Here is a 24,492-nt window from a genome sequence, read left to right on the forward strand (position 1 = left end):
AAAAGAGAGATGGAGGATTTGCTGCCGTATTTCGAGCGCGAGTTGGTGATGCTGCGGCGACATTGCCGTGAGTTTGCCGAGCGCTATCCGAGAATCGCCGGCAAATTGCACATGTCCGGCGAGTCGTGCGAAGACCCGCACGTGGAACATTTGATCGAATCGGTGGCCATGCTGGCGGCACGCCTCTCAAAACGGCTCGATGACGACTATCCGCAATTTACCGAAGCCATGTTCGAAGCCCTGTTCCCGCATTATCTGCGTCCCTTTCCATCGTGCAGCATCGTGCGCCAGTGCGCCCCGGTGGCTGGCGCGGGCGTATCGCACCTGCCGGCCGGCAGTGAAATGGATGCAGCGCCCGTGCGCGGCGTGCGCTGCCGCTTCAAGACGGTTTACGACATGACGACAGGAGCATCGGTACTGGAAAGCGCGGCTTTCGATGCCATGATCAAGGCACCGCCAGGCGTACGCCTGCCAGCATCGGCGACTTCCTCGCTGAACATAGGCATCCGGCATCTCGACGCGGCGCCCGCATCGCTGCGCGTTTTCATCGATGGCGAAGCGTCTTTTTCCGCCGCATTGCGCGATGCCTTGTTCATGCATGCAGTCTGCGCTTTTGTGTCGATCGACGCGGCGCAATGGACGGCCTTGCCCGCCGTGCCTGTGACGCCCGTCGGCTTCGCCGACACGGATGCCTTGATACCTTTTGGTGCCCGTTCGCAGCCGGCCTACCGCGTGCTGAGCGAGTATTTTGCGTATCCGGAAAAATTCAATTTTTTTGATATCGATATCGCGGCGCTGAGTGCGGCCCTGCCGCCTGCTTGCCAGCGCTTTACCCTGCATCTGTGCATGGCCGGTTTGCGCCCCGATTCCGCTACGGCGCGCATGTTGTCCAGCATTTCCAGCGACAACTTGAGGCTCGGCTGCAGTCCGGCGGTCAATCTTTTTCGCCAGCAAGGCGTGCCGATTTCCGTCACCCGGCAGAAAACCGACTATTCCGTGCTGGCCCATGCTACCCATGCGCATGGCTATGAAGTGGTCTCCGTCGATGCGGTGCGTTTGTTGCGACAACGGGGAGGCGAAAGCACGCTGACAGAATTTCGCCCCCTGTACAGCCTGCGCCATGGCGAAGGTACGGCGCAACAGGGCCATTACTGGGTCATGCGTCACGATACGGCTTTGGCCATCAAAAGCCCTGGCCACGAAAAGAAAATCACGCTGGTCGATAGCGACTTCAATCCCTTGATCCATGAAAAGGCCAGCTTGTCGCTGTCGCTGACGTGCAGCAACCGCGATCTTCCCCTTGCGCTCAAATACGGCCAGCCGCAAGGAGACTTGCAACCGTGCGGCGGCGGACCCGCGCTGCACATGCTGCGGCGCCCCAGCCAGCCGCGCCGCTTTTCGCCGGGCGCGGGCCTGCACTGGCGCCTGATTTCGCACCTGGCGCTGAATCATCACGCGCTGGTCCAGGAGGGCCTGCCGGCGCTGCGCGAAATGCTGACGCTGTACGACCAGTCCCAATCGGCAAGCTCGCAACGCCAGATCGGCGGCATCGCCGCGCTGGCGCATTCGCCGGCCACGACATGGCTGCGGCACAAGCGGGGCACCTCGCTGGCACATGGCGTGGAGGTGCGCATCACGCTGGACGAGGAAGCGTTCGTCGGCAGCGGCATGCACTTGTTTGTGCAAGTGATCGATCACTTCCTTGGGCTGTATGTGCAAATCAACAGTTTCATCGAACTGGTGGTGCTGTCACTGCAAAGCGGAGAGGAGCTGATCCGATGCAAACCAAGAAGCGGACTGCAGAATCTGGTGTGATGCACCACTTGCTGGCCGAGCCATACCGCTACCAGTTCATCCAGGCGGTGCGTATTCTGCTGTGCTGGCTACGTCAGCAAAACGTGTCCCATGTGCAAGCTTTCGGCCAGGTATTGCGCTTCAAAAACAGCTTGTCCTTGAGTTTTCCCGCCAGTGAAATCGAACAGCTCTCGCTCGACGAGCATGAACAACTGGCCATGATACCGACGTTCATGCGTTTTCTGGGCGTCGGCGGCACCTTGCCCTTGCATCACTCGGAACGCATCGCCGCCAACCGCTTGTCGAGCAAGGATGCCGGCGTCTCGGCCTTTCTCGATATTTTTTCGCACCGCATGGTCGCGCTGTATTACCAGGCGTGGGAAAAGTATCGGCTGGAATCGACGCTGCAGACCCAGGCCAGGGATGTACAACTGCCTTTGCTGCTGGCACTGGGCGGCGTGCGGCGCACTTCGCTGCCGTCGAGGGCCGAACCGGATGCCGTGACACAGGACGTCGCGGCCTGGTACGCGGGTCTGCTGCGCTGCCGCCCCGTCTCCGCGCAAGCGGTTGGCCGCGTGCTGGCCGAATACTGCGGCGTCCCCGTCACCCTGCAACAATTTGTCGGCGGCTGGGACTATCTGGAAAAAAACCGGCGCAGCCTGCTAGGCAGCGTCAACTTTACGCTAGCGCGCGGCGCAACGCTGGGCCTGCGGCTGTGGCGCCACGACATGCGCGTCTGCCTGCATATCGGCCCGCTCGATCCCGCCAGCCTGCAACGCTTCCTGCCGCGCAGCACAGGTGCGGCGGCACTGGCAAAGATGCTGGCGCTGTTTGGCGTGCCGGACTTGCAATATGAAGTGCGGCTGATATTGAGTCCGCCATGCATTACCCCCCTGCTCCTGAGCGCCAGCCCTTCAGAAAGACGGCGCCTTGGCTGGACGACGTTCTTGCAAACCGCACAAGGCAAGGCAGGCGGCGCCGAAGTACGTTATTTGCTGCAACTGGCTTGAGCAGTCATCTCTGGAAAGCGAGGCAAGCATGAAACATGCGGGACGCGGCGTCATCCGACTCGGAGACGCAACCGATCACGGCGGCAAGGTCACCAGCGCATCATCCGGCACCACCGTGATGGGGAAGACGGCGGCGCTGGCCGATGACACCACCTTCTGCCCCAAGTGCAAGGGCAACTTCCCCATCACGCCGGACGGCGACGGCGCAAAACACATGGGCAAAGCGTACGCCTATGACGGCGATGTCACCGCCTGCGGCGCCCACCTGATCACATCGCTATAACGGAGGCAGGCCATGCATGCAAGCATCCAGACGGCGCTATCGGCCTTCGACCTCGCCGCGCAAGAGCGGCGCCTGCTGAAGATCGAGTTCCCCCATGAAGATGGGCCAGCCGGCGCCATCCTGCTGGTCAATTCGCTCACTGCCAGGGAAGAGGTATCGCGCGACTTCCGTTTCGAAGCCGAATTGCTGTCCGATGACGCGCACATCGCGCTCAAGGCCATGATGGGCCGCATGGTGAGCATTTCCATGCTGCGCGACGATGGCACGCTGCGCCACTTTAACGGCTATGTGGGCGAGTTTTGCCTGCTGCGCGCCGACGGCGGCTTTGCGTGGTACCGCATGGTGCTGCAACCGTGGCTGGCCTTTGCCCGGCTGCGCCAGGACAACGTCTCCTTTCATGGCCAAAGCGTGATGCAGCTGACAGAGACGACCTTTGCCCACTACGGGCAGCGCGACTGGCAAACCAGCATCCACGGCGACGATCCACAGCTCACCTGCGCCAACCAGCATAATGAAACCGACTACAACCACCTGCACCGGCGCTGGGAAGCGCTGGGCTGGCATTACTGGTACGAGCACCGCGCCGATGGCCATACCTTGTGGCTGGCAGACAACAGCACCCTGGCGGACATGATCGCCACGCTATCGGGCGACGGCGCCATGCGTTTCCACTCCGAGTCGGGTTCCATGGAAGACGATGGTCTGCAACAGTGGCAAGCAGTGCGCCGGATCGGCTCCGGACAGCTGACCTTGGCCAGTTTCGACTATAAAAATCCGCAGCCCCGCCTTGCCAGCGGTTACTCCCTGAACCGCCAGGGCGACGTATTTGCCCACGAGTTGTATGAAGATACGGGCGCCTATGGCTATAAGAATGTCGATGATGGGGAAGCTCTGGCACAACGCCGCATGGAAGAAAGCGACCATCTGCGCCAGTATTTCGAGGCGGCCGGCAATCACCGTGGCGCACAGCCCGGCCTTTGCTTCCGGCTCGATGGCCATTTCAGCGCCGAAGAAAAACGCTACCAGCCGGGCCAGGAGCGCCCTGACAGCATCGCCGAACGCGACTACCTGATCCTGTCAGTGCTGCATAGCGCCAGCAATAATTATCAAGTCGGCCCGAACGCCCCGTCCCACTATGTCAACAATATGCTGTGCGTGCGCAGGGACATCCGCTGGCGGCCGGGCCGTGGCTACAACAGCACGCCGTGCGTGGTTGCCGGCGTGCAGACGGCACTGGTGGTCGGGCCGGCCGGGGAAGAAATCCATACCGATGCCCTGGGACGCATCCGCCTGCAATTTCACTGGGACCGTCTGGGCAAATTCGATGAGCGCAGCTCGCCATGGATAAGGGTCATGATGCCGATGGCGGGCCTGCAAATGGGACAAATCGCCTTGCCCCGTGTGGGTCAGGAAGTCGTCGTGCAATTTCAGGACGGCAATATCGACTACCCTATCGTCATCGGCGTGGTCTACAACAGCGCCAATCCGCCGCCATGGCAATTGCCCCAGCAACGCGCCCTGTCCGGCGTGCGCAGCCGCGAACTGGGCGCCCGCAGCGCCAACCATCTCGTGCTCGACGATACCAAGGGGGCGATACAGGCACAGCTGCGCAGCGAGCACCAGGATAGCCGTCTGTCATTGGGCAACATCACCCGCATCGACGACAACGCCGGCCGCAAGGAGGCGCGCGGCGTGGGCTTTGAATTGGCCAGCAACGCCTGGGGCGCCCTGCGCGCCGCCAAAGGCATGCTGATCACCACAGAAACATCAACAGGAACGGGATCGGTCAAACAGCTCGACGAAACACAGTCCCGCCTGGCGCAGGCACGCCAACTGCATGAGGGACTGGCCGGCATGGCCGTCGATGCAGGCGCGCAGGACAGTACCGCACAGCAAGGCGCCGTGGCCGAGTCCATCCAACGGCAAAACGCCGCCATCAAGGGCAGCGGCGGCGATTTCCCGGAACTGTCCGAACCACATCTGGTGCTGGCCAGCCCGGCCGGCATCGAACTGAGCACGGCCCAGTCCATCCACCTGGCCGCCAGCGAGCATGTGGCGCTCAGCAGCAGCAAGCATATTTCACTCGCCAGCGGCGACAGCATGTTTGCCAGCATCGCCAGGAGCTTCAGCCTGTTCGTGCACAAGGCCGGCATGAAGCTGATTGCCGCCAGCGGCAAGGTGTCCATCCAGGCCCACAGCGACGAGGTCGAAGTCATTGCGCGGAAAGTGCTGTCGCTGATCAGCGAAGCGGACTGGGTCAACATCAAGGGCAAGAAAGGCATCCGCCTGCACGGCGCCAACCACATGCTGGAAATCAGCGACAAGGTGCAGTTCTTCACTTCATCCCCCGTGCTCTTCAACGGCAACCTGGAAACCCTGGCGCCGAAGAGCGTGTCGCAGGAATTTAATGAGAGGCCACACAGCAGTTTTGATCAGGAAGTCTTGCTAGTGAATGCCGACGATACACCAGCCGTTGGCGTTGCTTTTGAACTCCTGCGTGATGACGGCAACATCGCCGGAAAAAGCGCGGAAGACGGTTCCACGCAACTACAAAAATCCACCGGCATGGATAGTTACATCATTCGCTATAAGGGAGAACTGCCATGAGCAAATGTGATGACTTGAATAACCGCGGCAATCATCCTGCGAAGTTTGGTCAAGGCGTGGGAGGCTGGGCGGAACTCGCCGTTTCGATGACGGAAACAAAAGATACCGCGCGACATGACGTCACCCTACCCCCTGGCAAGGTAATTCCTGTCATTTTTCTGCCAGGCGTGATGGGTAGCAATCTACGGATGAGCAAAGTTCGCCAGGAAGAATTGCGCCGTCCAGACAATCGGGCCTGGCGGCCAGACGATATGATGGGGGCGGGAGGCAAGGCCGCTGTCCTCACAAACAATGGCTTGGGTGGCTGGTTCAAAGATGCGTCGCCACGGCAGCGTCAGTTGGTGTTTGATCCCACTGAAACCGAAGTCGAGTACTACCATTACACCGAAAGCAACAGTCGTTTTGACCCAGATGGCGCGGAAACCAAGGCTGCAGATGCACGGCATCAAAATGTGCCAGACAGTTTTACACCCATTCCTCCTTTAATGGGAACTAACAGGATCGCGACAACAACACGTCCGAATCAAGGTAAAGCCTGCTCCTACCAAAGCCCAGCACAAATAGCACGTTGGCGCGGATGGAGTGAAGTGTTATTTGCTGGTGCGTACGGAACAATGTTGCGGGCAGCCGAATTGCATCTCAATAATATGATTTCCGACGGTAAGCCACATCCTGTCTGGCGTCAAACAAGTGGCCTTGGCGCACTGCTTTTGCAAGATCCAGAAAATTTTGGCGCGTCATCTGGGAAAGCCATTAGCGTCAGCGATTTAAAGAAAATTTCTCCTTGCTGGTATCCAGTGCATGCGATGGGTTACAACTTTATCAAGAGCAATGGGGTATCCGCCGTCACTATTGCAGAGCGACTACGCGGCCTGGTCAAAGGCTACCAGAAACGCGGATTCAAATGTAACGAAGTCATCATCGTCACGCATAGCATGGGGGGCTTGCTGGCCCGTGCATTGATACACCCCAGCTTTGGAAAGATGCTTGATGATAAAGATGTGAAAATTCTGGGCATTTATCACAACGTGATGCCAACCATTGGAGCCGCAGGGGCATATAAACGCATGCGTTTTGGTTTTCAAGAAAGAGAAGGTTCTATAGCAGAAATAGAAGCCAAAATTCTGGGCATCGACGGTATGCATGCTACCGCCATTCTGGCTAACGCACCAGCGCCACTGGAAATGTTGCCAGGTGCGGCATATGGTCAGAATTGGCTGAAAATTGTGGATGCACAGGATAAAGTTTTATGGAGCTGGCCTCGCGATAAGGCTACTGCACTGGAAAGCATTTACCTTCAACCAGCCAATGCGTGGTGGAGGCTAATCAATCCGAAATGGGTAAACCCCGCAGACCTCCCTTATGAAAAAGGTGGGGGTATAGAAAGAACAATGGAGAGAATAACATACGCCTCAAAATTTCTATCGTCCATAGAGAAAATTTTCCACCCAAACACTTATGCAAGCTATTGCGCTTCCCGAAATTTTTTAAGTTACGGCGACGTCGTATTTAAATTAATTGACGGTCTTCACAGTGGATCTAACGATCCATGGAATAAATTTGAGCCGCTACCTGAAAAATGGAAATTACTTGAAGATGATAGCAAGGGGCAACTCCTCGTCCAGGCCGGAGGGAAAAACTTAAAATTAAAGCTACAGTCAGCCAGTGCACGCGGTGATGGGACGGTACCGTCAGACCGTTCTGCACGGCACATCACAGGCACACTGTTCATACATGGCATGGCGGAAGCGAACGGTTATGACCACCAGAACAGCTATGCCGATACAAATGTAATGGCATCCATGCTGTATTCCATCGTACAAATTGCCAAGACGGCAAAATGGGATTAAGCCATGAATAATAAGATAAAGAAAATAATTTTCCTCACGATCACAGTTATTGCGATGGCTTTCCTATCCGCCCACGCGAAAAAAAATGCAGACAAGGAGACCATAATGCTTGGGAATGTCAAACTTAGCAAACGTCTGGAAGTTCTCTTTTTAAAAACAAAAATTGTATGCTTCGGGCGCTATGCCCTAGAGGTTCCGCAAGAAGCACAACTCATATCAGGAGGAACAACAATTCTTTCGGAAATCAAGAGCATACCAGGCGGAATAACAGAAAAAAACGAACGCATAGCAGAAGAAATTGAAAAAATAAGAAAAAATGACCCAAACTCTGAAATTATATACAATGAAAAAGGTCCAGTAGAAAATAGCTGGCAACTTCAATATTATGATGGGAAATTTTCCAAGGAAGATGACCGTTTAATATTCAAGACATACATCATAAAAGGAAACTATATATTTATTCTTGATGGATCAACAAGAAAATGGGAAACAATAGCAGACTCAAAACGAAATCAAATGGTCCGCGCTAATAATTTACGTTTGCGTGATGAAAATGAAGTTCCCAAGGAACCTGGTTATTGCGTCAAAAATGGTTTCATGAGCGACAACAAATATGATAGTCAGGAAATGGCGGATGCAGGCTTGTATTTCCCCAGCTTTCCAGACGTGACTTTTTCCATCACTGCGAATAAAAATGCCTACGGTGACTATCCTCCTGCCGAATATGATGCAAAAGTACGTGGGAAATTATCATTACTTGCTCGTATCCAGGAAGCAAAAGACCAGCAAGGCAAGAACTACCCTCCTCGTACTCTGCTACGCGAGGGCAAGCGTGACGTGCAGCACTGGCATGGCGAGGAATCGTTGATACGGCGTACCGATGGCGTGCACGATTTCGAATGGACGCTGGTGGGTACGCCGCGCGATATCGCCTATCCAGCGGTATTGGAAGCATCCATGTACACCAAAGTCGCCCACAACATGGTCGGTGCCGCCGAAGCCGCGTCGTTGAGCGACGAAGAGGCCATCGCCTTGTGGGACAAGCTGTTGTCCGGTCTGAAGTTCCGGGTGAAGGTGCCGGGAGCGCCTCCCGGTTCCTACTATATCGATCCGGACAAGCCGGCGCAGTGACGGCTGGATTAGCTCATGCTGGCGCCATGCCAGCCATTGCGCTAGCATGCTCCTTTTGCCTGGGAAGCTTCCATGCCCATCACCCTGCGCCCCGCCCTGCCCCTTGACATCGACGCCCTGTGGGCCCTGCGCACGGTGGCCGTGCGCGTCGGTTGTGCCACGCACTATGCACCGGATCAGATCGCCGTGTGGACGGCCTCTCCCGTGCCGGACGCGTATGCCGCCATGCTGGTTGCCGGCGGCGGCATCGTGGCGATGCAGGGCGAGTCCATTGCCGGCTACGCCATGCTGGATGTAGATAAGCACGAAGTCGATGCCGTGTTTGTCGATCCGGCGCGCGCGGGTCTGGGCATCGGCAAGCGCTTGCTGGCGGCGCTGGAGCCGCTGGCGCGCGGGCGCGGTATAGTCCGCCTGCACCTGTCCGCGTCGCTCAACGCCGTGCCGTTTTACCGCGCCGCCGGTTTTGTTGCCTTGCGCGAGGAAGCGTATGCGCATCCGAGCGGCATCAGCCTGGCCAGCGTGGCGATGGAAAAGGTGCTGGCGGCCGCCTGAGCCGTCAGTCGTCTGTCGCAGCAGCTTCGGATTCGGCCAGACATTGCTGCAGCTTCGCGATCAGCGCGCGCACTTCGTCGTCGCCCAGATCCAGCGGGTCGCCGTGCGCGCCGACGGCGATCAGGCAGATGGCCGAGCCGTCGTACCAGGCGTCGAGGCGTTCGTCCTGATGATTCATATGACTTGTTCGTCCCACACCCGCAGCTGCGGCGAGCACCAGCCCGTCACCATGTCGAGGGCGTCCAGTATCACGTCTTCCAGCGGCCCCTCCTGCGCGCCGTCCTGCATAGACGGGCGCAGTTCCTGCAGCAAGGCTGCCACCTGCGCCGCCGTCACGCCGCTGGCGTGGTAGCGCAGCAAGATAGCGCGCAGCGTCAATAAACCTGCCCTGGCGTCCAGCGCGGCCAGCAATTCATTGTCGATATCGGCGATGACGGTTTGCGTGGTTTGCAGCATATCAATCCGCCTCCCACGCGATGCCGGCCGGCCGCGCGCCGCCTGACCTGAAAAACGCGATGCAAGCCCGCTGGCATTGTTCCACCTCCACGCACCACGCTTCCGGATACTCGTCCACCTGGCCATTCGCCAGCAGGTAACTGCAAACGCCGTCTGCCTCCTCGTCGCCCAGCGAGTGAAAACTCAGGTCGTCCTGCCCCGACAGATACATCAGCCAGGCGTTGCCGCCATTGCGCAGCATGCACAGGGCCGGACCCTGCTCCGCATCAGTCGCCAGGGTCAGCCACAGTTCGCACTGCGCCAGCGCGCGCGCCTCGGTCAGCGCCTGTTCCAGCGCAAGGAGGCTATCCATCACATGCGGCTCGCCATGCAGATTCAGTTCCATCCTCATGCATGTTCTCCACTTAAATCAGCCGTCGCCAGCGCCGTACTCAGGTACAGCTTGCCGCTCAGGTCTTTCAATAAACTGCTCTGGCGCAGGCGGTCCATCACGGGGCCCTTCACTTCGGCCAGGTTCAGGCTGATGCCGCGCTTGCTCAGCGCGCTGTTGAGTTCGATCAAGCCCAGCAAGGCCGTGCTGTCGATCTGGTTGACGGCCGACAGCACCAGCACCAGGTGGCGCGCCGTCGGATGGCCGCGCAGTTCGTCTTCCACGCGCTCCGTGACGGCTTCCACATTGCCAAAGAACAGGCCTGCATCTATGCGCAACAGCAAGACGTCGGGCAGGGTTTGCGCCTCGTAGCGCTCCACGTTGCGGAAGTGCTCGCTATTCGGAATGCGCCCCAGCACGGCGATGTGCGGGCGGCTGGCGCGCCAGATCAGGGTGCCCATCGACAGCAGCACGCCGATCACCACGCCCGCTTCCACGCCCAGCACCAGCACGCCGGCCGTGGTCGCCAGCAGGGCCAGCGCATCGCTGCGGTCGTAGCGCCACGACAGTTTCAAGGTATCCCAGTCCAGCAGGCTGGCCACGGCAAAGATGATGGTGGCCGCCAGGACCGGCAGCGGCAGCAGGGCCAGCCAGCCCGTGGGTGCCACCAGCGCCAGCGCCAGCAAGCCCGCCGTGATGATGCTGGCCAGCGGCGTGTTGGCGCCCGCCTGGAAATTGACGGCCGAGCGGGAAATCGAACCGGTGACGGGAAAGCCGCCCGACAGCGCGCTGGCCACGTTGGCCGCGCCCAGGCCCAGCAGTTCGCGGTTCGTATGCAATTTTTCACCGCGCTTTTGCGCCAGGGTCTGGGCGGCGGACATGCTCATCAAAAAGATGATGAAGGCGATCAAGAGCGCCGGCGATAGCAAGGTGCGCCAATGGGCGCCGGAGGTGGCCAGGTTCAGGCCCGGCAAGCCGCTGGGCACGTGGCCCGTCGTCTGCACGCCCATCGCTTCCAGGCCGCCATAGGCGACAAGCGCGATGCCGGCCAGCACCAGCGCCATCGGCGCCAGGCGCGCGCCCACGTCGGCCGCCACCGGGTTCAAGCCGCAGCGCTGCAGCAGGCGCGACGCGTAACGCCTGGCCAGCCACAGGAACAGCAGGCCGGACAGCCCGAGGACCAGGCTGGGCGTGTGCCAGTGGGGAAGGCTGGCGCCCAGCAAGGGCGTGATCTGGCCCCAGATGATCAGGATCGCCGCGCCATTGCTGAAGCCGCTGATCACGGGGCGCGACAAAAAGCTGGCCATGAAGCCCAGGCGCAGCACGCCGCACAGCAGCAGGACCAGGCCGCTGATGAAGGCCAGCTGGGCGGCCAGGACGATATACAGGGAGGAGCCGGGGTCGGCCAGCGGCGCCAGGGCGGCGGCCGTCATCAGCGAGACGATGGCCATGGGGCCCACCGATTGGGTCATGCTGCTGCCGAACAAGGCGTACAGCACGGGCGGCAAGATGCTGGCATAAATGCCCACCACGGGCGGCAAGCCCGCCACCAGCGCGTAGGCCATACCCTGCGGCACCATCATCATGGCGACAACGATACCGGCCGTAATGTCTCCGGCCAACAGAGGACGCCGGTATTGCCTGAGCCAGAGCAGCATGAATGATCCCGAAATCTGAAAACCGAAGCCTATCATGCGACGCGGCCGGCTGACAGGGGGACGTACTTACTCTTGCAGCAATTGTGCCTTCACGGCGTCGAGGATTTCCGCCGACAGGGCCTCTTCATCGACGGAACGGGCCAGCACCATGGCGCCCACCATGGCCGCAAACGTGGCGATCGCCTGCTGGCGCCGTGCTTCCGGTGCGCCGTCGGGCAGCAAATCTTGCAGCAAGGCGAACTGCTGCTGGGTGGCTTGCGTAAACGCGGGACGCGCGCCGGGCGACATGCGCGCCGCATCGACGCCCATGGCCGTCGCCGGACAGCCACTGCCCGGCTGGTCGCGATGCCTGGTGGTCAGATAGTTCTTGATAATGGCCGGCAGCGCCCGCTGCGGGTCGCTGGCGACCTTCGCCCGCCAGCCTTCCAGCGACTTGTTCAAGGCATGCTGGCACGCTTCGATCATCAAGTCTTCCTTGGACGCGAAATGGCCATAGAAGCCGCCATGCGTGAGACCCGCGCTCTTCATCAGGTCGGCCACGCCGATGCCGTCGTAGCCTTTTTCGCGGAACAATCTGGCCGCCACGTCCACGATGCGCTCGCGGTTCAGCACTGCCTGTTCCCTGCTCACTTTCATGCTGCCTCCACTATGATGTTAATCATCATATAATTTTACACCCGTTTACGCCACTCTGTTAGCAAGCGCACCGTTCGATGCCAGTGCCGCGCCGATACTGGAGTTTCGTTTCCACGGAGGCCAGCATGAACGAGAACAAGGACCAGTCCGCCGGTCACTTGCAGCGCACGATACAGCAGGAGCAGGATCAGGACGACAAGCTGCACGATGCCGCCAAAGCCGGCAAGGAAAGCAAGCAGCCCGTGCAGACGGGCCACCGCAGCCAGCCTGTCCCGCCCCTGCCCGCCCAGCACCTGACCAAGCCCGGCAGCGAAGCGCAGATGTCGTTGAAACCCCGCTTCCTGGCGCCCGATTACTGCGGCAGCGGCAAGCTGGCCGGCATGGTGGCCATCATCACGGGCGGCGATTCGGGCATCGGCCGCGCCGTGGCCGTGCTGTATGCGCGCGAAGGGGCCGATGTCGTCATCATTTACCTGAACGAGCACGCAGACGCCAGCGAAACGAAGCGCTATGTGGAAGCGGAAGGCCAGAGCTGCCTGTTGATACCCGGCGACGTGCGCGAGCAGGGCTTTTGCCAGCAAGCCGTCAACCAGGTGCTGGAAAGGTTCACGCACATCGACATACTGGTCAACAACGCCGCCTTCCAGGAACACGCGGAGTCCTTGCTGGACCTGAGCGAGGAACGCTTCGACCTCACCATGAAAACCAATGTCTACGGTTACTTTCACATGGCCAAGGCCGTGTTGCCCCATTTGCAGCGCGGTGCATCCATCATCAACACGGGGTCTGTGACGGGTTTGCACGGTTCCAGGCACTTGCTCGATTATTCCACCACCAAGGGCGCCATCCATGCGTTCACCATGGCGCTGGCCGGCAATCTGCTCGACAAGGGCATCCGCGTCAACGCCATCGCACCGGGGCCCGTCTGGACGCCGCTCAACCCGGCCGACAAGTCGCCCGAGGACATCGCGAAATTCGGCGCCGACACGGACATGCGCCGCCCGGCCCAGCCCGAGGAACTATCGCCCGCCTACGTCTTCCTGGCCTCGCCCGCCTGTTCCAGCTACATCACGGGCATCATCCTGCCCGTCACCGGCAGCGTGGGGAACTAGGCCATGGCGCGCGCACTATGGAGAGGCGCCATCAGCTTTGGCCTCGTGCACATCCCCGTCGAGCTGATTTCAGCCAGCCTCGACCATGAATTGGACCTGTCCATGCTGGACCGGCGCGACTTCGCGCCCATCGGCTACAAGCGCTACAACAAGCGCACGGGCAAGGAAGTCGAGTGGGACGACATCATCAAGGGCTATGAATACAAGGCGGATGAGTACGTGGTGCTGTCCGAAGAAGACTTGAAACAGGCGAATGTGAAGGCCACGCAAACCATCGCCATCGACACCTTTGTCGATGCGGTCGAGGTGCCGCTGACCTTTTATGCACACCCGTATTACCTGCTGCCCGCCAAGGGCGGCGAGAAAGTCTATGCGCTGCTGCGCGAAACCTTGCGCAAGGTCGATAAAGTGGCTATCGCCAGCATAGTCATGCGCACCAAGCAGCATTTGTGCGCGCTCGTCTGCGTCGGCGACGCCATCGTGCTCAACACCCTGCGCTACGCCGATGAGCTGCGCCCCACGGAGGACCTGGACTTGCCCGGCAGTACCCTGAAGGCGGCGGGCATTACCGACAAGGAACTCAAGATGGCCCTGTCGCTGGTGGAAGGCATGAGCGAAACGTGGCACCCCGGGCAATACCACGACAGCTACCGCGAGGACGTGCTGGCGCTGGTCAAGAAGAAAATCAAGGCGAAACAGACCAAGACCATCACCGCGCCCGCGCCGGAACCGCAAGAAGAGCACGGCAGCAACGTGATCGACCTGGTCGCCCTGCTGCAGCAAAGTCTGGGCAAGAAGGCGCCCGCCGTGCCCGCCCGCAAGCGCGCGGCCTCGTCCACCTCCCGGAATCCGCCGCCAGCCAGACGCAAGACGGCCTGATGCCCATCCCGGCCAGCGAAAATAGTCAACCATATAAATGCATTGACTTTGATCAGGCTTCTCGCTAGCGTATGTACACAGCCTGCCGTCCGGCAAGCCCTGTCATGCGTGCGGGAAAACAATGGATGCCGAGTTAGATCAGCTTATCCTCAGTGGCGCCCCTGGCGGCGTTGTCATCACCAATGAAGAGCATGTCGTCGTGCGCTGGACCATCGGCGCGCAGCGCATCTTCGGCTATGCCAGCGATGAGGCGCTGGGCCGCACGCTGTGGGAACTGATCTCGCTGCCGGGACAGGCCGAAGCGGCTCCGCTGATCGACGAGCAGCTGGCGCTGCATGGCAGCTATGACCGTGAATCGCTGCGGCGGCGCAAGGATGGCGAACTCATCTACGTCGATGTGGCCTGCCAGACCGCCCGCGCCACGCCGGATGCCCCCTGCTACCTGATTTCCACCATGAAGGACACGACCTTGCTGAAGGCGGCGCGCGACGCCCAGTTCGTCGACGTGCGCTACCGGGTGCTGTTCGAATCGACGCCGGACAGCGTCATCATGGTCAATGCCACCGGCGCCATCGTGCTGGCCAACCAACAGGCGCAGCGCCTGTTCGGCTATGCGGAAGGCGAATTGAGCGGCAGGCAAATCGATACCCTGTTGCCACAACGCCTGCGCCACGCGCACGTGGGACACCGCGCGCGCTATTTCGACCAGCCCCGTACGCGCACCATGGGCGCCGACCTGGAATTGCTGGGTTTACGCAAGGACAACGTCGAATTCCCCGTCGAAATCAGCCTCTCGCCCATCCAGACCGAGATCGGCACCTTCGTCATCAGCGCCATCCGCGACGTCAGCGACCGGCGCCGGGCCGAGCAGAAGTTTCGCGGCTTGCTCGAATCGGCGCCGGACGCCATCGTCATCGTCAATGGCGATGGCGAGATCGTGCTCGTCAACTCGCAAACGGAACGCCTGTTCGGCTATTCGCGCGCGGAGCTGCTGGGACGCAATGTGGAAGTGCTGATCCCGGCCCGCTACGCGATTGACCATCCGCAACACCGGCAAGCCTTTTCCACGGCGCCGCGCGCCCGCTCCATGGGCGCGGGCCTGGAACTGTACGGCTTGCGCCGCGACGGCACCGAATTTCCCGTCGAAATCAGCCTGTCGCCGCTGGAAACGGACGAAGGCGTGCTGGTGTCGTCGGCCATCCGCGACATCACGGAACGCAAGCGCATCGAACACACGCTCAATGAACAGAAAATCGAACTGCAGCGGGCCAGCCAGGCAAAGGACCGCTTTCTCACCAGCATGTCGCACGAATTGCGCACGCCACTCAATGCCATCCTCGGTTTTGCCCAGCTGCTGGCCAACGAATCGCTGCCCGCGACGGTGCAGCAAAAACGCGCCTTCGTGCAAAACATCGTCACCTCGGGCCGCCACCTGCTCACCTTGATCAATGAAATCCTCGACCTGGCGAAAATCGAGTCAGGCAGCCTGAGCCTGTCGATCGAAGCGGTCGCGCTGCCCGCGCTGATCGAGGAAGTGCGCGTGATGGTGGAAGAGCAGGCGCAGCAGCGCCAGCTCGAGATGGTCTTTTCGGTCTGCGCGCCACTGACCGTCAGGGCCGACCATACGCGCCTCAAGCAAGTGCTGCTGAACCTGCTATCGAACGCCATCAAGTACAACCGCCCGGCCGGCAAGGTGGAGCTGGAAATCTCGCAACCCGCTGCGCAGCGCGTGCGCATCGCCATCCGCGACACGGGCAAGGGCCTGGACGACGCGCAGATGGCCGAACTATTCCAGCCGTTTAACCGGCTGGGCCAGGAGGCGGGCAGTGAGGAAGGCACGGGCATCGGCCTGGTCGTCACCAAGCGCCTGATCGAGCTGATGGGTGGCGCCATGGGCGTGCACAGCTGCGTCGGCGTGGGCAGCGTCTTCTGGATCGAACTCGACACCATGGCCGCGCCGCCCGCCAGGATGCCACTGGACACGCAGGGGCTGGCCGAACCTGCTGGCGACGCCGCCGACGATGCCGGCGACCAGGCCCTGCTGCTGTACGTGGAAGACAATCCGGCCAGCCTGCGGCTGGTGGAAGACATCATCAGCTTCCTGCCCCATCTGCGCATGATCTCGGCCACCGACGCGCGCCATGGCATCGCGCTGGCGCTGGAGCGCCGCCCCGATGTGATCTTGATGGATATCAACCTGCCCGGCATGAATGGCAACCAGGCGCAGCGCATCCTGCGCAACGATCCGCGCACGGCGCACATCCCCGTCATCGCGCTGACGGCCAATGCCATGAAGGGCGACATCCGCCACGGCCTGGCTGCGGGCTTTTTCCGCTACCTGACCAAACCCGTCGAGATTCCCCAGCTCAACGCTGCCATCGACGAAGCCCTGCAACTGGCGCGCGCCAGCCTGCCGCTCAGGCCGCCACAGTGAAACCCAGTTTCTGCATGGCCCCATCGATGCCCCTGGCGCTGCGCGCATAGCCGGCCCAGGGCGCATTGCCCACGTCGAGGCGGCTGTGGACGTTGCTCACCGTCCATTGATCGCCCGCCTTCAGTTTGTCGAGCTCTTCCCAGGCCAGCGGCACGGAAATGCCCAGCCCGGAGCGCGTGCGGGCCGACCATGCGCACACGGTGGTGGCGCCCCGTCCGTTGCGCAAATAGTCGATGAAGATCTTGCCGACGCGGTTGGCGGGACCGCTCTTGACGACAAAACGCGCCGGTATCTGCTGCGCCATGTGCGCCACGATGGCTTGCGAAAACGCCTTGACCGTGTCCCAGTCGTATTTCGGGCGGATCGGCACGACCACATGCAAGCCCTTGCCGCCGCTGGTTTTCAGCCAGGCGGGCAGCCCCAGCTCCGTCAGGAAGGCGCGCAACAGCATGGCCGCTTCGCGGATGGCGGGCCAGGCCACGCCCTTGCCCGGATCCAGGTCGAACACCATACGGTTCGGCGTGTCGTAGGCGCTGGCCAGCGCGTTTTGCGTGTGAAACTCCACCACATTCCACTGCGCCGCCGACAACAGACCCTGTACGCTGGCAACTTCCAGCATGGCGGCATGCTCGGGATCGAGGCCGGGATCGAGTTGTTTGACACCCGGCATGGTCGCGGTATCGGCATGCTTCTGGAAAAACAGCTCACCGCCCACGCCGGCCGGCGCGCGCACCAGCGACACGGGCCGGCCCCGCAAGTGCACGAGCATCAGCTTGCCCACCAACGCGTAATAGCGCACCAGATCGATCTTGCGCGCGCCGCTGTCCTTGTCGATCACCCGGTCTGCATGGCTGACCTTGAAACTGGCCGGCAAGACGCTGTCCGGCGTGGCTTGCTTCTGCATCGTCGTCTCCCTGTCGATCCGCTGTGCCCGCTCGCGCACGATGGCGGCCGGTTTTTTATCTTCGCGCAAACCGTGAAACACGGCATGGCGCACGGCACCGCTACTGGTCCATTGCGCAAAGCCGACCTCGGCCACCAGTTGCGGCTTGACCCAGATGGGCCGGCGCAAGCCGCCCGCCTTGCCCGCAAACGGACTCGTATCAATGGTGAGTGCGTCGAGGCGGCGGCGCAAGTCGCGCAAGGCGGCATCATCAAAGCCGCTGCCCACATTGCCCGCGTAGCGCAGCTTGCCCTGCGCATCGTGCACGCCCAGCAGCAGCGAACCGATGCCTTCACGCGCGCCCTGCGGCGCCGTATAGCCGCCGATGACGAATTCCTGGCGCAGCCCGCATTTAAGCTTGATCCAGTCGCCGGAACGCCGCGTAACGTAGGGCGAGCCGCGCCGCTTGCCGATCACCCCTTCCAGCCCCAGGCGGCAAGCATGGGCCAGCAACTGCTGCGGCGCAGCATCGAGCGCCTCGCTGAAACGCACCAGCGGCGAGGCGGGCGATTGTTCCAGCAGCCCCTGCAGCAGAGCCCTGCGCGCCTCGACGCTCTGGCTCCGCACATCGTGGCCATCGAAATATGCCACGTCGAACAGGTAATACACGATGGCGCTGGTCGTTTGCGCATCGAACGCGCGCTGCAAGGCACCGAAGTCAGGGTGACCGCTGGCATCGTTGACGACGATTTCACCGTCATACCAGCCTGGCGGCAAGCCCATCTGTTCCAGCGCCTGCCGCAGCTTCGGCAGTTTCGCCGTCCAGTCATTGCCATTGCGCGTCATCAGGCTGACCTGTTCGCCATCGCAACGTGCAAGGATGCGATAGCCGTCAAATTTCGCCTCGAAGATCCAGTCTTGCGCATCTGGCGGCGGCGTATCGACGAGGGTGGCCAGCTGGGGCGACAGGGTGGCGGGTAAATCGGCATCCGGCGGCGCGGCAGCCACCTTGCGCCTGGGCAGGGCCTTGTTCCTGACGCTGTCGGGGAATTCGTCCACGACAGAAAATTCCAGTGCCGGCCGGGCAAACGCGTCTTTTTCCTTGATCAGCAGCCAGGCCGGCTGCTTTTCGCTGCGCTTATCTCCTTTGCCCTTCATGCGCACCAGCACCCAGTTGCCCTGCATCTTGTGGCCATGCAGGGTGAATTTCAGTTCGCCGGCCGCCAGCGCGGCGCGTGCGTCCGGCGTGGCCGCCTGCGCTTGCCATCTGCCCTTGTCCCAGATGATGACCTTGCCCGCGCCATACTGTTTTTCCGGGATCGTGCCTTCAAAACTGGCGTAGGCCAGGGGATGGTCTTCCACCTGCACCGCCATGCGCTTGTCGCGCGGGTCGTAGCTGGGCCCTTTCGGCACGGCCCAGCTTTTCAGCGTGCCATCGAGTTCCAGGCGAAAATCATAGTGCAAACGGCTGGCCCAGTGCTTCTGGATGACGAAGGTGAGCACCTCGCCCGCGTCCTCGCCGCCACCTGCCGGCTCGGGCGTGACGGCGAAATTGCGCTTGGCTTGATAGGTTTTCAAGGCGGCTTTCATGGCGGACCCATGCGGTGAGGATGGCATCGAGTCTAGGCCGCCGCTTGGCGTAGCGCGGTACGCCAGCTAACAGAGTGCCTGCCCGGGCAAATGTAAGTGTTTGTAATTACCCAAAAAACCTGTCAACGGTATTGCCGCACGGCGCGTTTTTGGCTCAGTGACAGGGGAAATGCATCTCCTGAACTACAACCCACTTCTCGAGGAACTGCACCATGAAAAAAGTAATCGCTACTCTGATCGCCGGCTTGTTCGCTACCGCAGCCTTTGCTCAAACCCCAGCACCAGCAGCGCCGGCCAAGGCCGAAGCCAAGCACACCAAGGAAGTGGCCAAAGCAGAAGCAAAAGAAACCAAGGCCGTCGTGAAAGCCGATGCGAAAGAAGCCGTCGTCGCTGCAGACGCCAAAGCCGATGTCGCCAGCGCCAAGGCTGACGCGAAAGCCACCAAGGCCAAAGCCCATCACAAAGCGAAAAAAGCCAAGGCCAAGGCTGACGAAGCCAAAACTGAAGCGACCGCAGCAGCAGCCAAATAATCAGTTCCGCGCGTTTTCCACGCCACTCAAAAAGACAGCTTCGGCTGTCTTTTTTCATTTTCACCACCACATCATGCAGCAACGTCTTTTAAAACACCTGATTGTAAGAAAGTGTAAACAAGGTCAACGGCAACCTTCCGGGGCGCGTTTTATGCTCAGTGAGACGGGAATCATCCCGCCACCAACAGACATACCAGACAAACCACCACTGAGGACTGCACCATGAAAAAAGCAATTGTTACCCTGATCGCCGGCCTGTTCGCTACCGCTGCCTTTGCCCAAACGCCTGCAGCCCCAGCAGCGCCCGCCAAAGTGGAAGCGGCCCACACCAAGGCTGTCGTGAAAGCCGACGCCAAGGAAGCGCAAGCCGTCGTGAAAGCCGATGCCAAAGAAGCGAAAGCCGTCGTCGCCGCCAAGACGGAAGTGGCCAGCGCCAAAACGGAAGCAACGGTCACCAAAGCCAAGGCGCATCACAAAGCCAAGCACACCAAGGCCAAGGCCGATGCAAAACTGGCTTCGGCCACCGCTGCAGCACCTACACCTGTTCCAGCACCAGCAGTAGCCAAGTAATCATCGACACACCATCACTTACCACTCGCCAGGAAAATAAAATGAAAAAAGTTATCGCCACCCTCGTCGCCAGCCTGTTCGCTACCGCAGCCTTCGCCCAAACCCCTGCCGCCCCGGCAGCCTCGGCTCCGGCCAAGGCGGAAGCGGCCCACACGAAAGCCGTGGCCAAGGCAGAAGCCAAGGAAACCAAGGCAGTCGTGAAAGCCGACGCGAAAGAAGCGGTTGTCGCCGCCGATGCGAAAGCCGATGTCGCCAGCGCCAAGGCCGATGCCAAAGCCACCAAGGCCAAGGCCCACCACAAGGCCAGCAAAGCCAAAGTGAAAGCGGATGCCACCAAAGCAGACGCAGCAGTTGCTGCCACACCGGCAAAGTAAGCACGAACATCGTCACGGGAGCGCGTCCGCCGGGTCTGCGCTAACGTGGCCACTTCGCCTGCACTACCAGGGACAGCTTCGGCTGTCCTTTTTGCATGTGGCCTCTTGCACTGCGCCTTCATGCAAACCTCATCGAACAGGCCAGCTTGCGCGCGACAAAGCAACGCACATGAGGGACACCGCTCCGACTATTGCCACGAAGCCCAGCCCATGCGCCACCTGCCCTTGCTCCTGATTGCCGCCCTGTGCCTGTCTTGCGCCGCCAGCACGCAAGACACCCCCGCCACTCTGGAGCAAGCCCTGCAAGCCCAGGACGGCGACAGCCATGGCGACTTGCGCGCCGTCGTCGTGCTGCGCGAGGGCGCCATCGTCGCCGAACGCTATTACAACGGCGAGACGGCCGACGCCCTGCACGACATCCGTTCGGCAGGCAAGAGCATCACCGCGCTGCTGCTGGGCGCGGCAATGGCGCGGGGCCAGTTGTCGACAACAAAAACGGTGGGCGAGTATTGGCCCGAAGTGGCTGGCAGCCCTGCGGGCAATGGCGGCAACAAGATCTATGTGATACCGGCGCGCCGCATGGTGATCAGCATCGCATCGAGCGCGTATGGCAAGGGTTATGGGCAGCGCCGTTCGGAAGACATCCTCAAAGCCATCCTGAAGGCGGATGCAACGCAGATGTAAGCGTTTGTAATGACCGTCAACGCAAGCGTCCGGGGGCGCGTTTTATGCTCAGTGACACGGGAATCATCCCGGCACCAACAGACATACCAGACAAACCACCACCGAGGACTGCACCATGAAAAAAGTAATTGCTACCCTGATCGCCGGCCTGTTCGCAACCGCTGCCTTCGCTCAAACGCCCGCAGCTCCGGCAGCGCATGCTACCGCAGCAGCCTCGGTTCCCGCCAAAGTGGAAGCGGCCCATACCAAGGCTGTCGTGAAAGCGGACGCCAAGGAAGCGCAAACGGTCGTCAAAGCGGATGCAAAAGAAGCGAAAGCAGTCGTCGCCGCCAAAACGGACGTTGCCAGCGCCAAAGCGGAAGCAGCCACCACGAAAGCCAAGGCCCATCACAAAGCCAAGAAAACCAAAGCCCAGGCTGACGAAAAGCTGGCATCGGCCACCGCCGCTGCACCAGCTCCGGCTCCTGCCAAGTAATTCCGACACACCTGACTGACCACATATACCAAGGATCTTAAAATGAAAAAAGTTATCGCCACCCTGATCGCCAGCCTGTTCGCCACCGCCGCTTTCGCCCAGACGCCAGCCGTCGCGCCAGTCGCGCCAGTAGCACCGATTCCTGTCGTCGCCCCAGTCGTCAAGGCCGAAGCACCGGCAGCAGCCGTCAAGCCGGCTGCGCACAAGAAAGCCAAGCATCACAAGGCAAAGAAAGCCGCGCCGGCCGACAAGGCAGCGCCTGCGGAACCAGCAGTACCGGCAACGCCAGCTGCGCCAGCCAAGTAATCGCGGCTGTACCAGCCAAAAAGACAGGGGTTACCCTGTCTTTTTTTTCGTCTGCTTTTTTGTTCGCTTATTTCGGCATCAGCACCGTGTCAATGACATTGATCACGCCATTCGACTGGTACACATCATAGGTGCTGATGTTGGCGCTGTTGCCGCCCTCGTCCATCACGACGATATTGTGCATGCCGTTCATGGCGAACATCAGCTTGCCCCCGCTGGCCGTGGGCAAAGTGGCTTTCCCGTCGTGCATCTTGATTTCCCTGGCCAGCGCCTTGAAGTCGTATTTGCCGGGCACAACGTGGTAGGTGAGGATTTTCGTCAGGGTCGCCTTGTTTTCCGGCTTGACCAGGGTCTCGACGGTGCCGGCCGGCAGTTTGCCAAACGCCGCATTCGTCGGCGCGAACACGGTAAACGGCCCCTTGCCTTTCAGGGTATCGACCAGGCCTGCCGCCTTGACGGCGGCGACCAGGGTCGTGTGGTCGGCCGAATTGACGGCGTTATCGACGATATCCTTGGACGGATACATGCTCTGCCCCCCCACCATGGTGCTCATGTCGGCGGCAAAAGGGGCGCTGGCGGCCAGCATGGAAGTGAGGAACAATGCTGCAGGGATGAAGGTGCGCATGATGATATCTCCTGGTTGACTGCGTTTGCATGATTGCAGGAGTACTTACGCGGTCTGTCGGCAAACGGATTCAACTGATTGTCGGCTTACGCGCTGCGCGCCAAGCCGACCTACGCTGCGTCAACGTCCCCGCATATAAAAAAACGGCGCCGTGCAAGCGCACGACGCCGTTCCCGATAGGCATCCCTTGCCGCGGGCCGGATTGATCCAGCCCGCGGTGCCGGGAAACTAGTTGGCCGCCACCTGCGGCTCCGTCTCGCCCCAGCCGCCGCCCAGGGCGCGGATCAGCGCCACCGTGGTGACGGCGCGGTTACCGCGCAGCTGCACGGCATTGCGTTCGATGGCCGCCAGGTTGCGCTGCGCATCGAGCAGATCGAGGTAGCTGGAACGGCCCGCGTCGTACAGCTTTTGCGCCAGGTCGGCCGAGCGGCGCGCCGAGACGACGGCTTCGTCGATCTGCTGCGTCTGGCCCGACAGGATGCGCAGGCCGGCAAGGTTGTCTTCCACCTCGGCGAAGGCCACCAGCACGCTCTGGCGATACGTCGCCACCGACTCTTCCAGCTGCGCTTCGCTGCGGCTCACGGCCGCCTTGTTGCGGCCACCGTCGATGATCGGCATCGACATCAGGGCGCCCAGCAGCCAGGAGCGGCTGCTCCACTTGAAGATATCCGAAAAGGTATCGGACGCGCCGCCACCGGACGCGTTCAGGCTCAAGGCCGGGAACATGGCCGATTTCGCCACGCCGATGCGCGCATTCGACGCTTCCATGGTGCGCTGCGCCGATGCGATGTCGGGACGGCGCTCCAGCAGGGACGACGGCATGCCGGCCGGGATCACGGGCAGGAAGCCGCTGTCCTGCAAGGGGTTGACGCCCGCCGTGAAGCTGGCGGCCGGTTTGCCCAGCAGGACGGCCAGCGCATGCTCGCCGGTGGCGCGCTGGCGCTGCAGGCCGATGGCTTCGGCGCGCACCGTCGACAGCTCCGTGCGGGCACGCGACAGATCGAATTCGCCGATGTCGCCCAGGTCATAGCGGCGCTGGTTCACATGCACGCTTTCTTCACGCAGGCGCACCGTCTGTTCGAGGGTCGCCAGTTCGGCGTCCGTGGCGCGCAACTGGAAATACGTCTGCGCCACGTCAGCCTGCAGCGACAACAGCACGGAACGGTAGGTCGCTTCCACGGCCAGCGCATCGCTGCGCGAGGCGCTGACGTTGGCCGCCACCCTGCCGAACAGATCGACTTCGTAGCTTGCCGTCAGGTTCGCCTGGTAGACATTGGTCGCCGCCACCGGTGCGCCGTTCGGCAAGCCGAGCGACACGGCGGAGGCGCGGTTGCGCTGGCCGCCCACGTTGACGCCCACTTGCGGGATGCGGTCCGCTTCGGCGATACCGGCAATCGCCCTCGCCTGCTTGACGCGGGCGGCGGCCACCGCCAGGTTGGCATTCGCCTGCGTGGCTTCGCTGATCAGGCCAGTCAAGGCCGGATCATTGAAGGCCAGCCACCATTCGCCGCGCGCCTGGCGCTCGGCTGGCACGCCCTGCTTCCAGCGCGTGCCATCGGCCGCCGTCTGCACGGCAGGCGCTTGCGCTTCCTTGAACGCCGTGGGCGTCTCGATCTGCGGCTGCTTGAACTCCGGCGCCGCGCAGGCGGCCAGCAGGACTGCGGCGGCCATGGCGCTCAAGAC

At 61.2% G+C, this 24,492-nt stretch carries 24 protein-coding genes; 16 read left to right on the forward strand and 8 right to left on the reverse strand.

Features of this window, described 5'->3' with window-relative positions; translation table 11 throughout:
• Positions 1-9: 9 nt before the first annotated feature.
• The 7 genes from tssF (at position 10) to FJQ89_RS08940 (ending at position 9,227) form a co-directional block, all read left to right on the forward strand.
• Positions 10-1,815, forward strand: coding sequence for a type VI secretion system baseplate subunit TssF (tssF, locus tag FJQ89_RS08910; protein WP_141169915.1), 1,806 nt, complete (start codon positions 10-12; stop codon positions 1,813-1,815).
• Positions 1,815-2,804: a type VI secretion system baseplate subunit TssG gene (gene tssG / locus FJQ89_RS08915; RefSeq protein WP_243136560.1), complete on the forward strand. Its 990-nt coding sequence runs from the start codon at positions 1,815-1,817 to the stop codon at positions 2,802-2,804. Before tssF ends, tssG begins: the two co-directional genes overlap by 1 nt.
• A gap of 28 nt (positions 2,805-2,832) precedes the next feature.
• The gene (locus FJQ89_RS08920) at positions 2,833-3,087 is read left to right on the forward strand and encodes a PAAR domain-containing protein (protein ID WP_141169917.1); all 255 of its coding nucleotides are present in this window, start codon (positions 2,833-2,835) and stop codon (positions 3,085-3,087) included.
• Positions 3,088-3,099: 12 nt separating this feature from the next.
• Complete coding sequence (locus tag FJQ89_RS08925; protein WP_141169918.1) at positions 3,100-5,694, forward strand: type VI secretion system Vgr family protein; 2,595 nt, start codon at positions 3,100-3,102, stop codon at positions 5,692-5,694.
• A complete protein-coding gene (locus tag FJQ89_RS08930) occupies positions 5,691-7,544 on the forward strand; it encodes an esterase/lipase family protein (RefSeq protein ID WP_141169919.1) in 1,854 nt (617 codons plus the stop codon). Before FJQ89_RS08925 ends, FJQ89_RS08930 begins: the two co-directional genes overlap by 4 nt.
• Positions 7,545-7,547: 3 nt before the next feature.
• Positions 7,548-8,675 (forward strand): T6SS immunity protein Tli4 family protein, encoded by a 1,128-nt coding sequence (locus tag FJQ89_RS28005; protein WP_243136486.1) that lies wholly within the window; start codon positions 7,548-7,550, stop codon positions 8,673-8,675.
• 72 nt (positions 8,676-8,747) lie between these two features.
• On the forward strand, positions 8,748-9,227 hold the full coding sequence (locus tag FJQ89_RS08940) for a GNAT family N-acetyltransferase (RefSeq protein WP_141169920.1): 480 nt from the start codon (positions 8,748-8,750) through the stop codon (positions 9,225-9,227).
• 4 nt (positions 9,228-9,231) lie between these two features.
• Here the strand turns inward: FJQ89_RS08940 and FJQ89_RS28010 are convergent, their stop codons facing one another.
• From FJQ89_RS28010 to FJQ89_RS08960, 5 genes are all read right to left on the reverse strand, one after another.
• Positions 9,232-9,405, reverse strand: coding sequence for a hypothetical protein (locus FJQ89_RS28010; protein WP_168208416.1), 174 nt, complete (start codon positions 9,403-9,405; stop codon positions 9,232-9,234).
• Positions 9,402-9,683 carry a hypothetical protein gene (locus FJQ89_RS08945; RefSeq protein WP_141169921.1) on the reverse strand — a complete coding sequence of 94 codons (282 nt, stop codon included), beginning with the start codon at positions 9,681-9,683 and terminating at the stop codon, positions 9,402-9,404. Before FJQ89_RS08945 ends, FJQ89_RS28010 begins: the two co-directional genes overlap by 4 nt.
• A 1-nt stretch (position 9,684) precedes the next feature.
• The gene (locus FJQ89_RS08950; protein WP_141169922.1) at positions 9,685-10,074 is read right to left on the reverse strand and encodes an Imm1 family immunity protein; all 390 of its coding nucleotides are present in this window, start codon (positions 10,072-10,074) and stop codon (positions 9,685-9,687) included.
• Positions 10,071-11,711, reverse strand: coding sequence for a SulP family inorganic anion transporter (locus tag FJQ89_RS08955; protein WP_141169923.1), 1,641 nt, complete (start codon positions 11,709-11,711; stop codon positions 10,071-10,073). The genes FJQ89_RS08950 and FJQ89_RS08955 overlap by 4 nt, the downstream gene beginning before the upstream one ends.
• Before the next feature lie 66 nt (positions 11,712-11,777).
• Entirely contained in the window at positions 11,778-12,347 is a 570-nt protein-coding gene (locus tag FJQ89_RS08960; RefSeq protein ID WP_141169924.1) for a TetR/AcrR family transcriptional regulator, read from the reverse strand.
• 125 nt (positions 12,348-12,472) lie between these two features.
• Between FJQ89_RS08960 and FJQ89_RS08965 the strand changes: the two genes are divergently transcribed.
• From FJQ89_RS08965 to FJQ89_RS08975, 3 genes are all read left to right on the forward strand, one after another.
• Complete coding sequence (locus tag FJQ89_RS08965) at positions 12,473-13,459, forward strand: SDR family oxidoreductase (protein WP_141169925.1); 987 nt, start codon at positions 12,473-12,475, stop codon at positions 13,457-13,459.
• A 3-nt stretch (positions 13,460-13,462) separates the two neighbouring features.
• Positions 13,463-14,338: a non-homologous end joining protein Ku gene (gene ku, locus FJQ89_RS08970; RefSeq protein ID WP_141169926.1), complete on the forward strand. Its 876-nt coding sequence runs from the start codon at positions 13,463-13,465 to the stop codon at positions 14,336-14,338.
• A gap of 121 nt (positions 14,339-14,459) precedes the next feature.
• Positions 14,460-16,772: a PAS domain S-box protein gene (locus FJQ89_RS08975; protein ID WP_168208417.1), complete on the forward strand. Its 2,313-nt coding sequence runs from the start codon at positions 14,460-14,462 to the stop codon at positions 16,770-16,772.
• Here the strand turns inward: FJQ89_RS08975 and ligD are convergent.
• Positions 16,756-19,245 carry a DNA ligase D gene (ligD, locus tag FJQ89_RS08980; RefSeq protein WP_141169927.1) on the reverse strand — a complete coding sequence of 830 codons (2,490 nt, stop codon included), beginning with the start codon at positions 19,243-19,245 and terminating at the stop codon, positions 16,756-16,758. The two genes, FJQ89_RS08975 and ligD, sit on opposite strands and share 17 nt — an antisense overlap.
• 212 nt (positions 19,246-19,457) lie before the next feature.
• Here ligD and FJQ89_RS08985 point away from each other — a divergent pair, with 212 nt between their 5' ends.
• From FJQ89_RS08985 to FJQ89_RS09010, 6 genes are all read left to right on the forward strand, one after another.
• Positions 19,458-19,775 carry a hypothetical protein gene (locus tag FJQ89_RS08985; protein WP_141169928.1) on the forward strand — a complete coding sequence of 106 codons (318 nt, stop codon included), beginning with the start codon at positions 19,458-19,460 and terminating at the stop codon, positions 19,773-19,775.
• Between the two features lie 222 nt (positions 19,776-19,997).
• A complete protein-coding gene (locus FJQ89_RS08990; RefSeq protein WP_141169929.1) occupies positions 19,998-20,345 on the forward strand; it encodes a hypothetical protein in 348 nt (115 codons plus the stop codon).
• Positions 20,346-20,386: 41 nt separating this feature from the next.
• Positions 20,387-20,719: a hypothetical protein gene (locus tag FJQ89_RS08995; protein WP_141169930.1), complete on the forward strand. Its 333-nt coding sequence runs from the start codon at positions 20,387-20,389 to the stop codon at positions 20,717-20,719.
• Positions 20,720-20,929: 210 nt separating this feature from the next.
• Positions 20,930-21,403, forward strand: coding sequence for a serine hydrolase (locus FJQ89_RS09000; protein ID WP_141169931.1), 474 nt, complete (start codon positions 20,930-20,932; stop codon positions 21,401-21,403).
• Between the two features lie 115 nt (positions 21,404-21,518).
• Positions 21,519-21,878 (forward strand): hypothetical protein, encoded by a 360-nt coding sequence (locus FJQ89_RS09005; RefSeq protein WP_141169932.1) that lies wholly within the window; start codon positions 21,519-21,521, stop codon positions 21,876-21,878.
• Positions 21,879-21,920: 42 nt separating this feature from the next.
• The gene (locus tag FJQ89_RS09010; RefSeq protein WP_046684064.1) at positions 21,921-22,184 is read left to right on the forward strand and encodes a hypothetical protein; all 264 of its coding nucleotides are present in this window, start codon (positions 21,921-21,923) and stop codon (positions 22,182-22,184) included.
• 67 nt (positions 22,185-22,251) lie between these two features.
• Here FJQ89_RS09010 and FJQ89_RS09015 read toward each other — a convergent pair whose 3' ends face one another.
• Positions 22,252-22,809 carry a fasciclin domain-containing protein gene (locus tag FJQ89_RS09015; RefSeq protein ID WP_205704589.1) on the reverse strand — a complete coding sequence of 186 codons (558 nt, stop codon included), beginning with the start codon at positions 22,807-22,809 and terminating at the stop codon, positions 22,252-22,254.
• A gap of 228 nt (positions 22,810-23,037) precedes the next feature.
• On the reverse strand, positions 23,038-24,480 hold the full coding sequence (locus FJQ89_RS09020; protein ID WP_243136561.1) for an efflux transporter outer membrane subunit: 1,443 nt from the start codon (positions 24,478-24,480) through the stop codon (positions 23,038-23,040).
• Positions 24,481-24,492 lie beyond the last annotated feature (12 nt).

This window comes from Janthinobacterium tructae, from assembly GCF_006517255.1.
Classification (GTDB): domain Bacteria; phylum Pseudomonadota; class Gammaproteobacteria; order Burkholderiales; family Burkholderiaceae_D; genus Janthinobacterium; species Janthinobacterium tructae.